Raw genomic sequence first — 15,521 nt, 5'->3', positions numbered from 1 at the left:
TATATTTCTTATTTAAAGATTATATATTAAGAATTAGAAAACAACAAATATATTTTACTGATATAGATTATCAATATTATAAGTGAATATACAGAATCATACAGATTTCTCAAATATATGAACTATACTCTTAAAACATTAAGCAATTCATAATCGACTCATTAATTTTGATTTACATTTTATAATATTATATTTTTTACTATTAAAGTTACACACTCAACCCAAACAACTTATAAAATTCACCTTTTCTATCGATCAAATCACGAAAAGGACCGTCTTCTACAATGATACCATCTTTCATAAAAATAATTCTATCATATTTTTTCAAAATAGCTTCATTCAACTTGTGTGTGACAACAAGAGCTGTCAAATCTCGAATTTTCAAGATTGAATTTTCAATTTCAGCAGTAACTTGATTATCCAAAGATGAGGTAGCCTCATCCAATAATAAGATTGGGGTTTTACGAATTAAGGCACGTGCAATACTAAGTCTTTGTTTTTCTCCACCAGATAGATTTGATCCATTCTCTCCGCATAAAGTTTGTAGACCTAATTCATTTTCTAAAATATAATTTTCTAACCCAGACTGCTGCACAGCTTGCTTTATATCATCTTCTGTGAAAGGTTGATTAAGGGTAATATTTGCACTTAAGGTATCATCAAAAATATAAACATCTTGCTGAACAACAGTCATTAAATTATATAGGCTCTCTGATGAAATATCTTGCAAATTTTGATTATCAATTGAAATATGCCCACTTGTCACATCATAAAAATTCAGTAATAAATTGAGTAAAGTTGATTTCCCACTCCCTGACATACCTACTATTGCAATTTTTTCACCCTTTTTGATATTCAAAGATAAATTATTAAAAATTTTTTCTTCAGAATTAGGATAAGAAAAATCAATATTTGAAAAAGAAATAACATCATTGAAATATTCTTTCCTTTTACCAGTTTGAAGTTCGGTTATATCCTTCATTTCAAACGAACCAAATGTCGCCTGTCCTTCACGGAATTTACTTATTCCCATACCAATTTCATTTAGTGGCATTACTACAAAATTGACTAATTGAACAATAGCTGTTACACTTCCAATTGTGGTATGACCATCGAAGACGAGATACATTCCTCCACCAAAGGCTACTAAAAAAACAATCATCCCTGAAAGCTGAGAAATAATATTAGATAGAATATCAAATTTACCTTTCATAAAATATATCTCATCCAATTTTTCACTTTCAAGGCTGTAGTCTTGACGAACATCCTCTTTCACGTTAAAACTTTTAATAACCAGAAAGCCTGATAGAATATCTTTAACCTTAGCTAAATACTTTTGATCCGCAATAATAATACTATTTTGTAAAGAAGCTGTTTTTTGCCCAATAACTCCTGAAATTATCATTGGAAAAATGCTGGCAATGATAACCAATAAAGTTAAAAACCAATTGCCTATAAACATGGCTATTAATGAGAAAATCATCAAAGAAAAGTTTTTTGAGATATTAAAATACTGGTATAAATAGTCCTGCTCGATTTTCTTCATATTTTCAGTCAATATAGAAATATATTTCCCTGATTTTCCCTTAGAAAATTCTCTATAATTCTTATCTAAAATTGATTGAAACACCTTGTTTTTATATCTTGACATAATTTTTCTAACAAGTTTATTTCTCAATCGAAGAGATATAAAATTAAGACCAGCATAGATGAAAATAACAGCAGCCCCCACTAGTATTGCTTGGGTTAAAGCTTCTCTATTCTGGGACATTCCACTATCGATAATACATTTAATAGAATAAGCAAAAGCAATATTAGTTAAAGGAACTAGCATATTAAAAATCATAAAAGTATAAAAAAATTTTTTATGCTTCTTTATCAATTGTTTCATTCTTAATCTACCTCCTAATTCTTAAATTTTATTTATAAAATGCGACATAAAATATTCTTCTAAGTCAATATTCTCCCTCATAATTTCTTTCATAGAGATTTGTTCAATCATTTCTCCATTTTTTATAACACCTATCTTATCTGCTATTTGTGAAATTTCAGATAAGATATGACTTGAGATTAATATTGTAATTCCATGTTCCTTAGAAAGCGACAGCAAAAGATTTCGAATTTCTTGAATTCCTATTGGATCTAAACCATTGATTGGTTCATCTAAAATTAATAATCTAGGTTTTGTTAAAAAAGCTCTAGCTAAACCAAGTCTCTGTCTCATACCTAACGAAAATTCTTTTACTTTTTTAGTCGTATTTTTTAATCCTACCATACTTAAGCTACTCATTATATCTAATTCAGTAATATTTTTCTCCATATACTGAGCATGAATTTTCAAGACTTCTTTTGCAGTACAGTTTTCATAAAAAATTGGTGTTTCAATAATACTACCAATCTGACTTAGAATTTCCTCTCTGTGTTCTTGTAAACTTTTCCCGAAAATTTCAATACTACCAGATGTAATAGTTGATAAGGTCAACATACATTTCATTAAAGTTGTTTTCCCGGCACCATTGGGACCTAAAAAACCATATATTTCTCCTTCAGCAATTTGAAGGTTAATACCACTCAAGATTTCTTCCTTATCAATAGTTTTAAAAAGTTCTTTAATTTCAACAACATTTCTCATTTCTATACCTCTCTTTCTATATCCAACTTCCAATCCAGGATTCTTTTCTTCAGGAGCATAAATACCAACTTGTATAGTATCTTCTTTTAAAGTAATTATCAAAAAATTGCTTATTTTAGTCATTTTATTTTATTCCTGAAAAAATTCATTCCACTAAATTAATCTATAACTATTTGATATTAATATCTTTTCTTGAAATATTATAAATTGAAACTGAAGCAATAATTATACTTATGAAACTAGCAAAGATTAAGAACAATGGGTTGCCAACAAAATTATTAGTTAAACTCCCTGGGGTTGCATTAGTTAGTAATGCTGCTAAACCAAGTCCTGAAAGCATTGTTATAGGTGTTGAATACTTAATCATACCTATAACAAAAGGTAATACCCCAATTAGTACTGTCCCAAACGAAATTCCAACTAAATTAATTAATTGATTAACTACTGGGATATAGTTTGATTCAGTTAAAACCGCAACTAAATTAATTAATAATTGAATAATTACATGTGCAGTAAAATGAGCAATAAATGATATTAAAATTACCGATATAACTTTTCCCCATAGTAATTTTATTTTAGAAATAGGATAAGAAAACAACTGAAAAATTGTTCTTTGTTTAAATTCATCAATAAAAATCGTAGACAATAAATATGCTTCAAAAATTAAAAATGCTGCTTTTGTAAATAAAGATGAAAACAATGATGTTGCAATTGCCCAATTTCCCCATTTATCAGCAATTCTAAAATCATTAGAACTCTGCCCTACAAATTCTCCTAATTTATTATCCGTACCTAGCCCCATGATAATAATTCCTGTAACACCTGATACTATCAATATAGTAACAAACCAAGCCAACAATAATTTAGATTTAGAAACCTTATTGATTTCAATCTTAATAAGCGACAACATAGATTTTTTCCTCCTAAAAGTAAATATATTTCATATTATTTAAACTGTTCTTAACACATATTTAAAATAATCATTTTAATAAAATAACAATATTATACATACCTCCAGTATGTATAAGTTTAAAAAAATATAAACATACTACCGGTATGTAAATAAGATTTTTAATAACATACCTAAGTATGTTATTTTTAAAATATCAAATACTTAAAATATATTTATAGAACAATAACTGATTAAATCGATAAAAAGTTATTACTAACAAGCATATAATAAGTCTATCTATTTAACACCTTTTAAGTGATCAAATAATTGGAAAATTACCCCCATCATTTCATCAGAAATCAAGTTTACACCTAGTCCATCAAAAGAAAGTTTAATGAATTTCATTTTTCTCTTCAGTTCCTCTACTGAATAAACAGAAATTTGGAATCCAATCCAAATATTCAAAGTTAAAACAATCAAATCAGCCAGTTCTTCTGGATATTCTGTTTTAATTGATTCATCTTTAACACCTTCGTAAACTCTTTCTCTAATTTCTGGTAAAAAATCAGAAAATAAACTTAAATACTGTTCTCCTAACAAACGTGGACTTCTTAACTTTATCGAAGCTGAATATACAAGCCTTTGTTGTTCAAAATTAGAGAAAGCATCCATCAAAGAATTTTGTATTTTTTCTAATCCAGTATCTCCCCTCCAATTATAATTTAGAATTTCTTGATTATTTTCTCTAATAATTGATTGTAATATCTCCTGTTTCGATTCAAAATGATGATAAATAACACCTTTCGTCAATCCACCTAATCCATTTATTATATCTTGTATTGAGGTATTATCAAATCCCTTTTTTAAAAATAAATCTTTAGAAACTTCTAGTATTTTTTTTCTAGTTTCATGTGGATTTCTATTCCTCGCCATAATATCTCCTTCCTATCATACCAATGGTATGTAATTTCATTATAATCCACTAAACTAATAATGTCAAGTTTCTTATTGTTCCTCCTACTTTGTTTTTTAAAGTTTACTCTTAATATTAGTTCAAGTTATTATACAAAGTAATCTTATACTCTCTCCTCTTTCGTACATCACAATGTATTTACTGTTTAATGAATTCCTTGTAGCATTTTATTTGATTATTTGAGTTAGACAGACTAAGATTTAGATTTTAACCCTTACGAAAAATAAAATGAGCTATTCTTGTGAAGTAACTTTTATAATATTATAACTTAATACAAAGTGTAGCTATATAGTCGTTTCCATAACGTGATAGTCTATGTCTTTTGTCACACGACTCATAAAAATCTATCATAGCAAGACCATTTTTAAGTTGTCCTCGGATCTGAGTTTCTAAGGTATGGCTAAATTCATATCCATATTCTGGATTTATAGTTATCTTGCCTTCCTCTTCAAGCTCTTTCGAATTAAAAGGTATTGAGAATTTTAAAAGTAATTCTTCATCGGGTTTGTCCCATACAATGTCAGCATCATACATATATATCCAAGGATTCATAAATCCGACCATTAACAATCCACCCTTTTTCAATACTCGAGAGGCTTCTTTATATATATTTTCTAAATCTTCTACATATACATTTGAAACTGGATTAAAAATAATATCAAATGTTTCATTTTCAAATGGAAATGGTTTTGTCATATCGCTTTGAACTGTGTTGATTTTTAATCCTTCTCTTTTAGCAACCATTTCATCTCTTTGCAATTGTGATTTAGAAAAATCCATTATAGTTACATCATAACCTTTTATAGCAAAAACTGGGCCTTGCTGACCACCACCACAAGCTAAACCTAATATCTTTTTTCCATTTGCTTTTTCAAACCATTCTTTTGGAACTTTTTTCCCAACAGTTAATGCAACAGAAATCGGATTATTTCTAGCTTCTTCTAATTGTTCATGTGTCAACGGCTCAGTATAGTCATTTTTTACATTATTCCATCTATCTTCATTTAACTTTATATAACTATTCATCTTATAATCTCCTCGTAATTTTTCAAATGTGAGCTATCTTTAAAAAGTATTCAATATATTTTTATTTGCGGTACTCCTCTAAAAGGAAGTTTACGTTAATTCATCTTTACTTCCTTGTATTTTTCCATTTATGGCTTACTTGCAATTTTTTTGATGGGCCTTTATTTTTTTTATAGCCCAATCATAATGGCTAGAAGTAGCACTGACAAAATAAGATCCCAATGTACTCCCGCCAACCCATTTATAAACTTTTTTTGAAAATAATTCTTCATTTGTAAAGTTTTCGGCTAGTTTCAAAATATCTTTATGAGATTTTTGTAAAGCTTTTGTTGCATCTTCCAGAGACGTATTCTGATGCTTTTTCCAAAATTCTACATTCATATCGCCGTAAGTTCTCCAGTTATATGGTTCAGGAATAAATGATTTCTCTTCTCCCTCTTGATTGAAACGCACCCAATTCAAAACAAGTTTATGCCATTCATATAGATGAATTAAGATATCTCTTAAGTTTTTATCTCTTTTCCAATGAGCTTCTTTTTTCTTTTTATCTTTTGAAAAATCAAAAGGTGTATTTAACTCTTCACTCGTCATCTTTGAAATATGTAAGTTTAACTTTTCATAACTTTCCTCGGCAACTATCATTAAATCATTTTTTGTCGTTGGTTTTGGCACAATTAATCCCTCCCTTTACAAAATACTATATTATTTATCTTTTATAATTTTCTTCTATTAATCACCTTTCACAAGTAACGCCACACACTCCATATGAAAAGTATATCCAATCATCCTACCTGCATCCATAAACCTTTTAACGACAACCTTATACTATCATTAAAAAGTATCCGATATATTTTTATTTGCGGTACTCCTCTAATTTGAATCCATATTCATTTAGAAGTTGTTTTGAATAAATTTTTTCATTTTTTGAGTTTCTAACTTCTTTCCAAAGGATAGCTGCAACTTTTAACTTGTTAGAATAATTATTGCTGTGTTCATCTTCACAAAAATCTTTTAGAAATTGATTCCACTGACAAGTCGAATTATCATACTTTGCATAATCTGACTCTCCATAATATATTTTTATCATATCTTGAATTGTAAATTCTTTATCATTATCACTTTTTACTTTTCTCCAAGCCGTTGCCATATCAGCATTAAATTTAAACGGGCTGACTCCTGTTACAGCTGAAAAATAATCTCTAAATTTTTGGTTAAAAGAAAAACCACATTCTAGCAATGGTGTATTTAAAGATATTACCTCGGCATGTTTTTTGTTTACTTTTCTTGTAGACTTTTCTATTCTATTTCCCTTGAAATATTGTTCAATAATATAGTTCAATTCTTTCTTTGTACATCTATACTCTAGTCCAAGAGACTTACATATTTGTGAAAGTTCTTCTCGATACCAATAGTACTTGTTAAATTCCTCAAATGATTCTATATCTTTAAAACTAGGTCTAATTTCTATCACACACTCACCTCCAAAACTTAAATTATATATTCCCCTCTTAATCAACTTAATTTATTTTATTATACAATACTCCTTAGATTTCGTAAATTAAAATAAAGACTTACTCCAAGTTACCAATATCCTTTAACGATAGCCTTAGAATAAGCCTTTATTTTCTACACTTCATTTATTCACTAGTTACAACTTTTGACATTAATACTACACACTCATCGATTCACTGTTACCTCATCACTAGCGCTCTGCGATAACTATCTCATAAAGTATTCGTAATTAATGGCTTCAGCCTACACCCTTGTCATTAAAACGACTGCTTCAACATGGCTCGGTTCTCCAACGAGTAACGCATTTCATATCCACTGTACACAGGAATGGTAGAACGCCTATTTTCACCTTAAAATGGGTATGTCAAAACGATACCAATAATGCCCCCTGAAAAGGGGTGGTTTTCTCTTCGGGTATAACCCTTTGTTACTAACACGCACCTCAAGGCGCTGGCTTTCACATTCGTTCAAGCCCTATTGTATTTTAACCCCCGCTACCCGTTAAACGAGTTTATCTATTTTTTTATTTCCAAATGGATTTGTATATACTTTCGTTATCAGTTTGTCTATTGTAATCTCATGCGATTATCGTTCTCTGATATATTTTCTTATTGTACTTTCATTTAATACTACAGTACTTACATAGTATCCTTCTACTCAAAACTTTCTATTCCAATACTTATATTCCAGGTTTTATGAATATCAAATATCATCAGTGAATTTTTTCCTTTCAAATCCCCATAAAACTTGATACACTATATTTTGGCGGTATTGATAGTAGCAAATGTATATGATCTGGCATTATGTGTCCTTCTATTATTTCCACTCCTTTATACTTACATAACCTTTTTATTATATCTACTATATCTCGTTTGTATTGATTAAATTCTATTTTTCGTATATACTTAGGTGTAAATACAATATGGTATTTACATAACCACTTTGTATTCGATAAACTATTATGTTTATTTGTCATAATTAAAATCATCCTTTCTTTATTTTAGAGCTTGAACTACTCTTATTTTATCAAGAAAGGATGATTTTTCAATTGTTTAACTTTTGTCTCGCACCCGCATAGCGGGTGGTTTTTTGTTTCGGAGACTTCGCCTCCTCAACTGGCTAAAGCCCTTAATTAAAATCTGGAGCATGGTTTTTTCCATGCCCCGGATTTATTATACAGCCAATAAAAAAAAGGGGCTGATCCAAAAGTCCTAAAATTTAACAAAGTTCATATGAAAACTCATAGGTGCAGTGGTTTATTGATATCTAAATTCGCTTTATAAAAGCTTTTTAGATATCTAATAAACTGTGCGGGGGTGACTCTAAAAAAATCGATTTCTCTGAAATCACGATTTTTGAGTCACTCCCTCTTAAGATAAATATTTATTGTTGTATTCATTTTTTCGATACGCAAACGACATCTACAAATACATTTACATCTATGTGCCTTTTTAGGACTTTTTTAACGTCAAAATCGCCTTTATCTACAAATACAAAATGCTTGTAAAATAGCTTAAAATCAGGATTTTCACCCTCTTGTTCGCTGTAGCAATACCACGCACTCAGCGGTTCTCTGTTACTGTATTACTACTCCTCTACGACAGCTATCACATAAAGCATTCGTAATTAACGGCTTCGGTCTACTCTCTTGTCATTAAAACAACTGCTTCAACCCCTATGGTTAAGGGGAACATATCCACACTCGTAGTCGGAAACATATCCAACATTGGCTCTCGTTTGTGGGAAGATATCAACGGTTTTGTCTGTTCGTGAGAACATATCAACTCAAATCATTTCATGATTAATCCCTTATCAATGGCTTCCTGAATAATCTTATGACAACATACCCCCAAAGGATTGTTTTCCTTACAAAGCGAATTTTTCATTGCTCCAGTTATGGCATTTACTTCTTTAACGGTTTTCGCACCATGCTTTACAACTTCTTCAATTACCTGATCTTCTGTGACTTTGCTGCAATAACAAGCATACTTAGGATCTGCATCTTTCTTAAACCAGATAGGAACCCTAACTTGGTCTTTTAAGAATTTTATTTCTTTATCTAAGTTATAGTAAATAACGTCGCAGTCCTCATTCATGCATATCTTATATTGATCTCCATCAACGGCATTACGATAATCATCTGTCACCAAGTGTTCAACGGTTATCCTACTAACTGTTACTCCTTCATTATTACAGACAGAGCAACTCTCCTTTGTTCTATTTAAATTTTGTGTGATACATTCACAGCAACATTCATCAATAACTTTCAATTACATAACCTCCATATCTTTAAAACCATTTAATTCAAGGTAAATCCCAACCAATTTTCATTTATAGTTTTTAAATTAAAAAATACCCCTTGATTGTATCGTCAATTATCGGTATCATTCAAGGGGTGAATAGGAAAAATAGTTTATAGATTCTTTACATTCAAAGCTCTAAAAGCATTTAATACTGCGATGATAGTTACACCTACATCTGCAAATATAGCTGCCCACATAGTAGTTATTCCAAAAGCACTCAAAATAAGAACAATTATTTTTATTCCAATTGCAAATACTATGTTTTGATGTGCAATTTTTAGTGTCTTTTTAGAAATCTTCATTGTAGTAGCAATTTTCGATGGTTCATCAGTCATAATTACAACATCAGCAGCTTCAATGGCCGCATCAGAACCTAAACCACCCATTGCTATTCCAATGTCTGCACGAGCTAATACAGGTGCATCATTGATTCCGTCACCAACAAAGGCAAGTTTACCTTTTTTAGATTTTTGCGAAAATAATTCTTCTAGTTTTTCAACTTTGTCTGCTGGCAACAGTTCTGCATAAACCTTATCAAGACCAAGATCTTTAGCAACTTTTGAACCAATACTTTTATTATCACCTGTCAACATAACTGTTTGTTTAATATTAGCTGCCTTAAGTTCCTTGATTGCTTGTGATGAATCTTCCTTTACCTCATCGGCAATTACAATGTAACCTATATATTTGTTATTAACAGCAACATGTACAATAGTACCGATCAGCTCTCCCTTGAAATAAGGGATATCCATCATTTTCATAAGTTTGATATTTCCTGCCATAACCTTTTTGCCATCTACTGTTGCAATAACACCATGACCTGATATCTCTTCTACATCTGAAATACGTCCATTGTCTATTTCTTTGCTATATGCACGTTTCAGTGAAAGTGAAATCGGATGATTGGAATAGCTTTCCGCATGTGCAGTTAATTCTAGTAGCTCTTCTTTGGAAACTCCCTCTGGATGAATTTCCTGTACATTAAATACACCTTTCGTTAGTGTTCCAGTTTTATCAAAAACAACAATTTCAGTTTCTGCTAATGCCTCTAAATAATTACTACCCTTGACTAAAACACCTTTTTTTGAGGCTCCACCTATTCCACCGAAGAAACTCAAAGGAATTGAAATAACTAAAGCACACGGACAGGATACCACAAGGAATGCTAGTGCTCTATATATCCAATCACTAAAAGTCGCCCCGTCTATAACAAGAGGTGGTATAATAGCTAGAAAAACTGCAATTATAACCACAACCGGTGTATAATATCTCGCAAACTTCGTAATAAATTGTTCTGAATTGGATTTTTTACTACTTGCATTTTCAACTAAATCAAGAATTTTACTTACAGTAGATTCTCCAAATTCCTTGGTAACCTCTGCTGTAATAACCCCATTAATGTTGATGCACCCACTTAGGATATCACTTCCAACTTCTACTTCACGAGGAACAGATTCGCCTGTTAGTGCCGATGTATCAATCATTGAACTTCCCTCAATTACCTTGCCATCAAGAGGAATTTTTTCTCCTGCTTTAATTACAATAATATCTCCAATTTGTACTTCATCTGGGTCAACTTTGACAAGTTCATCACCTTTTTTAACATTTGCATAATCTGGTCGAATATCCATAAGGCTTGCAATTGACTTTCTCGACTTGCCAACTGCATAGCTTTGAAACAGTTCTCCAACTTGATAAAACAGCATAACTGCAACACCTTCAGGATACTCACCAATAAAAAATGCACCAATTGTTGCAATACTCATTAAAAAATTTTCATCGAAAACTTGACCTTTAAAAATATTTTTTACAGCTCTTTTTACAACATCTCCACCTACAATAATGTAACTTATTATAAAGAGAGCAATCTGTAACCATTCGTTATTTAAACTAAGCAATACTGCTGTAGCTAACACGGCTGCACCAATAATTATTCGCCATAGTCGTTTTGTCACACTAAATAGCCTCCTTTAAGCCTTTTTCATAGTTGTATCGGGTTCGATTTTTTTAACTATTTTTTCGGCCTCTGCTATTATTGTTGACATTTTTTCATCCTCACCATCAATAACGAGTTTTGTGGTCATAAAGTTAACAGTAGCTTCTTTCACTCCATCAAGCTCATTAATAGCCTTTTCCATTTTTGCCGCGCAATTTGCACAATCTAAACCTTCAAGTATAAATTTCTTTTTCATTATTAAATCCTCCTAAATATTATTTATAATTTTATTTTGAATACTACAAGTCTTTTTCAAATTTTCTTGAAGCATTGCTCATTTGAAATGAAGACTTAAATATATGCCCAAATATCTTCAAAAATATTCTATTCTACCGCATTACTACTTCTCGTTGATATGAATTAGACCTTGGTCAAATATTTCTCTTACATGATCATCAACTAATGAATAATATACTACTTTGCCTTCTTTTCTGTTTTTCACTAAATTAGCTTGTTTTAAGACTCTCAGCTGATGGAAAATTGCTGATTGTGTCATGTTAAGTAATACAGCGATATCACAAACACACATTTCAGCTTCATGTAAAGCCCATAATATCCTGATTCGTGTTGAATCTCCAAATACTTTAAATAATTCTGCTAGATCATAAAGGCTTTCTTCTTGAGGCATTTTATCTCCAACTTGATTTACAATATCCTCATGAATTACATTGCAGTCACATCTTTCAATTGAATTAAATTTTTTAGTCATATTATTACCTCTTTTTAAATCATTTCATCTGATTACTTGAATAACTATTCATACGTTGTATATTTATTATATTATTATTTTTCTCTTGTGTCAATAGTTATATGAGCATTTATTCAAGTGTTTTTTATATTATTTAAAATATCTCAAAAACATCTACTAAGACATTAGTACAGTCCTTTCTCGGTATCCTGTTCCATACATATCCTTTAAACAATTCCTTAAAAATAAAGACTTCTCCTTCGTACAAGTTTTCGGTTTCTTTAATAGCTTCATCTAACAGCTTATTACATCACTCATGTGGTCAACTCCTTATCAATAACCTTATAAACAACATTTTTGATAATATCACATGTATAAATCATGTAAAAGTCAATGCAAAAACCGCCAATCAAGAGAACCTAACTCTTAATTGACGGTTTATATTAGTATTAAATCATACTTCCATTTCAATTCCAGATTTAAAGCATATTACAAAGTGGTCATCATAAACACTAACATTCTGGATAATCTTCCTTACTAGGGTATCATCATAACGTGTAACCATTACTGGAACATAAGCTATAAATTTCGTCTTTAAAATGTCCGTTATTTGCAGTTAATATGTTGGGTAAATTTTCTAGCACAAAATACTTCGGTCTAACAACACTAACTACCTCAAAAAAATATTTAAATAAATAATTACGTGGATCATCCATTATTTTTCTTTTCCCTTTTTGAGAAAATCCTTGACAAGGTGGTCCCCCAACAATTACGTCTATATTTTTATACTCATTAAAAACATCATCAATATCTAATTTTGAAATATCTTCATTAATCATTTTCACTTTAGGATGATTTTTTTATAAGAATTAGCTATAGAATAGTCAACTTCATTTGCTAAAACAATTTCAAATCCTGAGTCGAAAAATCCTTTAGATAGACCACCAACTCCAGAAAACAAATCAATAACTTGTCTTTTCATCTTCTATCCTCATATTCGCTAATTTAGCATATTTTTCTTCTAATTCAACATCGATAAAATTTCTATTTAATCTATAGCTTGCAATTGCAGAAGAACCGCTTCCTAGAAATGGATCTACTACTAAATCGCCCTCATTTGAAAGCAATCTCATAAAATGTTCGAATAATATAATTGGCTTTTGTGTTGGATGTTTACCTAATTCCTTTTCCCTAGCAGTCGTGACAGATGTTTCAATATAGTCTAGAACCAATTTACCTTTATTATTGAATGTTCCTGTTTTTGTTTTATAAGTAAAATATATCCAGCACTCATTTGAATTAACAAAATGTAAATTCATATTTCTAGGCATTGGATTTGTTTTGTGCCAAATTCCAGTGGTTTTATAATAAAAACCAAATTCATTTGCTATTTCAACAAGAGTTTCAACCCTTAATATTGACATAAAAACTATCATGGAAGCACCATTCTTAAGTATCCTACTTGATTCTTTAAAAACAATCTCATATGGTCTTTCCAATCATTAAAATCTAAATCATCCCAACCAGCAGCACCAAAAAAATTAGAACGCATTTTTTGTAGATTTGTATCTCTCCCGTTCATGAAATTCGCAATATTATATGGAGGATCTGTAATAATTAAATCAACCGTAGATGAGTCTAACTTCCTCAATTCTTCTATGCATTCTCCATTTATTATTTCAATCATTTTTAATACACTCCATAATTTCTAATATGTCGCAATTCAATGCATCACAAATTCTGAGCAAAATATCGGTAGTTACATTCTCACCATTCTTTAATTTATAAAATGTACTCCTACTTACATTTGCTTTTTCCATAAGCTCATTATGTTGTATATCTAAATCAATAAGTTTTTTAAATAACCTTTTATAACTTAATTCCATATAACCTCCAAGATTATTTTTTCGATAGCTAATCTCGTACATATATACATTAAAAAAATACTTATGTTTGTTATTACATACAAATTTATTATAACATTAACTATAGGTTATTTTTAATCAATTGATACATCACTTTAAAAAAGCAAAAAAATAAAGGCAATCCGGAGACTACCGATATTTATCTCTCTCCACCTTTGCTATGGTCTTTCTTATTAGACTTAGTTTTGTCATCTATCTTAAAGCTTTTTATTTGACCTAATATAGAATTTTTTCCTCATCATCATACCCTCCAACTTTTGAGTATAAAAATAGACAATAGAGTTTTTAATTTCTATCGTCTAAGATTATCTAATATTTATTTTTCTTTAAATTGATTTTTATTGTATAGTTTAATAATTCTATTAATCCAATTATAAAAATTAAACTGGAATTCATAACAAATCCCAGTTTCATAATTAGCGTGTTCTTTTAATATAATTTTGTTTTAATTTCCCCCCTCTGCCCGTTCGTTTCTCTTATCTTTAAATAACTGATATATTTCATCTTAATAATATATTATAACACTTAGAGATATATACCTGCTATTTTACTAATCATTCAACTTACACTTCTAAAAATATGTTAACTTACTCTTAAACTAGCAATAAAAGAAGCTAACGCCCAAAATAAGCAGAACACCATAATGATATACAACAACGCCGTTCCAATACCAAGTAGGAATGTAATAAATGCAGAAAGTCATATGCTGTCATTCTTTTCTATTAAATCATTTTGAAGTGTCTCAAAGCATCCATGATGGCTTCTTCTTTTTCAGGTGTACACTGTGGAATAATTTGCTTCTCCTTTTTTGACTTGTTGTAATGTTCTGGTAATTCTATTCCACATTTCCTTTTTATCTGTGCAATATATAATGTTGAAACTTTTAATTGTAATTTATTCCAAACATATTCTTTGATTTGAGCATATGTTGCTTTACTCTCCGTACTTGTCAAATCCATCTCATCCAACTTAATTTCAACACTTATGTGCTTATCGACATCAAGTTTGGACAAAAGTGCTACCGTCTCTACATGATACGTTCCTGGGAACATATCTACAGGTTGCACTGCACCTAGTTTATAACCTAGTCCTCTCATAATTTCCATATCACGTGCTAGAGTTGCTGGATTACAGCTCACATAAACTATCTTTTCTATTCCCATTGAAGCTAAGTCTCTTAAGAAACTTTCTTCGCATCCTTTACGTGGTGAATCGACTATTACTGCATCGATTTGAACATCTTTTGAAATTAGATCCTTAATGACATCTTCGCTTTTACCTAGTAAAAATTCTGCATTAGTTATATTATTATTTTTAGCATTTTCTCGAGCATCTAAAACAGCCGCTTCTACTATTTCAATACCATATACTTTCTTAATTTTCTTCGCTGCGAATAAACTTATTGTTTCAATACCACAGTAAGCATCGATTATCGTATCAGTTTCTTTTAACTCAGCAAGTTCTAACGCTTTACTATATAATACTTCTGTTTTAACTGGATTTACTTGATAGATGGAAACATGTCTATAAACCGTTTAACGATAGAATAAGGTTATCGTTAAACGGTATTAACT

General features: G+C 30.3%; 14 protein-coding genes and 3 pseudogenes. All 17 read right to left on the bottom strand.

Annotated elements, in window-relative coordinates; all coding sequences use genetic code 11:
• Positions 1 to 208 precede the first annotated feature (208 nt).
• The 17 genes and pseudogenes from ACWOA3_RS00700 to rlmD all read right to left on the bottom strand — a co-directional run bounded on the left by ACWOA3_RS00700 (position 209) and on the right by rlmD (position 15,461).
• A complete protein-coding gene (locus ACWOA3_RS00700) occupies positions 209 to 1,891 on the bottom strand; it encodes an ABC transporter ATP-binding protein (RefSeq protein ID WP_003146592.1) in 1,683 nt (560 codons plus the stop codon).
• 21 nt (positions 1,892 to 1,912) lie between these two features.
• Entirely contained in the window at positions 1,913 to 2,755 is an 843-nt protein-coding gene (locus ACWOA3_RS00695) for an ATP-binding cassette domain-containing protein (RefSeq protein WP_442565941.1), read from the bottom strand.
• Between the two features lie 46 nt (positions 2,756 to 2,801).
• Positions 2,802 to 3,542 (bottom strand): ABC transporter permease, encoded by a 741-nt coding sequence (locus ACWOA3_RS00690; RefSeq protein WP_003146594.1) that lies wholly within the window; start codon positions 3,540 to 3,542, stop codon positions 2,802 to 2,804.
• A gap of 279 nt (positions 3,543 to 3,821) precedes the next feature.
• Complete coding sequence (locus ACWOA3_RS00685; protein WP_442565942.1) at positions 3,822 to 4,457, bottom strand: TetR family transcriptional regulator; 636 nt, start codon at positions 4,455 to 4,457, stop codon at positions 3,822 to 3,824.
• A 301-nt stretch (positions 4,458 to 4,758) separates the two neighbouring features.
• The gene (locus ACWOA3_RS00680) at positions 4,759 to 5,523 is read right to left on the bottom strand and encodes a class I SAM-dependent methyltransferase (protein ID WP_456883786.1); all 765 of its coding nucleotides are present in this window, start codon (positions 5,521 to 5,523) and stop codon (positions 4,759 to 4,761) included.
• Positions 5,524 to 5,658: 135 nt separating this feature from the next.
• Positions 5,659 to 6,195, bottom strand: coding sequence for a ClbS/DfsB family four-helix bundle protein (locus ACWOA3_RS00675; RefSeq protein ID WP_456883785.1), 537 nt, complete (start codon positions 6,193 to 6,195; stop codon positions 5,659 to 5,661).
• Between the two features lie 181 nt (positions 6,196 to 6,376).
• The gene (locus ACWOA3_RS00670) at positions 6,377 to 6,991 is read right to left on the bottom strand and encodes an SAP domain-containing protein (protein WP_456883917.1); all 615 of its coding nucleotides are present in this window, start codon (positions 6,989 to 6,991) and stop codon (positions 6,377 to 6,379) included.
• A gap of 545 nt (positions 6,992 to 7,536) precedes the next feature.
• Positions 7,537 to 8,011 (bottom strand): annotated as a pseudogene (gene tnpA / locus ACWOA3_RS00665) (IS200/IS605 family transposase).
• 814 nt (positions 8,012 to 8,825) lie between these two features.
• Complete coding sequence (locus ACWOA3_RS00660) at positions 8,826 to 9,305, bottom strand: Csac_0668 family 2Fe-2S cluster-binding (seleno)protein (protein ID WP_456883784.1); 480 nt, start codon at positions 9,303 to 9,305, stop codon at positions 8,826 to 8,828.
• A gap of 143 nt (positions 9,306 to 9,448) precedes the next feature.
• Positions 9,449 to 11,530, bottom strand: a pseudogene (locus tag ACWOA3_RS00655) (heavy metal translocating P-type ATPase).
• Between the two features lie 144 nt (positions 11,531 to 11,674).
• Positions 11,675 to 12,043 carry an ArsR/SmtB family transcription factor gene (locus ACWOA3_RS00650; RefSeq protein WP_456883783.1) on the bottom strand — a complete coding sequence of 123 codons (369 nt, stop codon included), beginning with the start codon at positions 12,041 to 12,043 and terminating at the stop codon, positions 11,675 to 11,677.
• Positions 12,044 to 12,176: 133 nt separating this feature from the next.
• Positions 12,177 to 12,308 carry a DUF1413 domain-containing protein gene (locus ACWOA3_RS00645; RefSeq protein WP_438590710.1) on the bottom strand — a complete coding sequence of 44 codons (132 nt, stop codon included), beginning with the start codon at positions 12,306 to 12,308 and terminating at the stop codon, positions 12,177 to 12,179.
• A gap of 262 nt (positions 12,309 to 12,570) precedes the next feature.
• Positions 12,571 to 13,004: pseudogene (locus ACWOA3_RS00640) on the bottom strand (DNA cytosine methyltransferase).
• Positions 12,985 to 13,446 (bottom strand): DNA-methyltransferase, encoded by a 462-nt coding sequence (locus ACWOA3_RS00635; RefSeq protein ID WP_456883782.1) that lies wholly within the window; start codon positions 13,444 to 13,446, stop codon positions 12,985 to 12,987. Before ACWOA3_RS00635 ends, ACWOA3_RS00640 begins: the two are co-directional and overlap by 20 nt.
• Positions 13,447 to 13,454: 8 nt before the next feature.
• Positions 13,455 to 13,709 carry a class I SAM-dependent methyltransferase gene (locus tag ACWOA3_RS00630; RefSeq protein ID WP_003145474.1) on the bottom strand — a complete coding sequence of 85 codons (255 nt, stop codon included), beginning with the start codon at positions 13,707 to 13,709 and terminating at the stop codon, positions 13,455 to 13,457.
• Positions 13,702 to 13,908, bottom strand: coding sequence for a helix-turn-helix domain-containing protein (locus ACWOA3_RS00625; RefSeq protein WP_456883781.1), 207 nt, complete (start codon positions 13,906 to 13,908; stop codon positions 13,702 to 13,704). The genes ACWOA3_RS00630 and ACWOA3_RS00625 overlap by 8 nt, the downstream gene beginning before the upstream one ends.
• Positions 13,909 to 14,669: 761 nt before the next feature.
• Positions 14,670 to 15,461: a 23S rRNA (uracil(1939)-C(5))-methyltransferase RlmD gene (gene rlmD, locus ACWOA3_RS00620; RefSeq protein WP_456883916.1), complete on the bottom strand. Its 792-nt coding sequence runs from the start codon at positions 15,459 to 15,461 to the stop codon at positions 14,670 to 14,672.
• Positions 15,462 to 15,521 lie beyond the last annotated feature (60 nt).

Source organism: Gemella taiwanensis (genome assembly GCF_054054385.1).
This window is presented reverse-complemented; position numbering and strand designations above follow the sequence as displayed.

Coding starts and splice junctions, on each gene's coding strand:
- ACWOA3_RS00680 (WP_456883786.1), bottom strand. CDS start 5,523: ATGAATAGTTATATAAAGTTAAATGAAGATAGATGGAATAATGTAAAA.
- ACWOA3_RS00630 (WP_003145474.1), bottom strand. CDS start 13,709: ATGATTGAAATAATAAATGGAGAATGCATAGAAGAATTGAGGAAGTTA.
- ACWOA3_RS00650 (WP_456883783.1), bottom strand. CDS start 12,043: ATGACTAAAAAATTTAATTCAATTGAAAGATGTGACTGCAATGTAATT.
- ACWOA3_RS00635 (WP_456883782.1), bottom strand. CDS start 13,446: ATGTCAATATTAAGGGTTGAAACTCTTGTTGAAATAGCAAATGAATTT.
- ACWOA3_RS00700 (WP_003146592.1), bottom strand. CDS start 1,891: ATGAAACAATTGATAAAGAAGCATAAAAAATTTTTTTATACTTTTATG.
- ACWOA3_RS00685 (WP_442565942.1), bottom strand. CDS start 4,457: ATGGCGAGGAATAGAAATCCACATGAAACTAGAAAAAAAATACTAGAA.
- ACWOA3_RS00695 (WP_442565941.1), bottom strand. CDS start 2,755: ATGACTAAAATAAGCAATTTTTTGATAATTACTTTAAAAGAAGATACT.
- ACWOA3_RS00690 (WP_003146594.1), bottom strand. CDS start 3,542: ATGTTGTCGCTTATTAAGATTGAAATCAATAAGGTTTCTAAATCTAAA.
- ACWOA3_RS00625 (WP_456883781.1), bottom strand. CDS start 13,908: ATGGAATTAAGTTATAAAAGGTTATTTAAAAAACTTATTGATTTAGAT.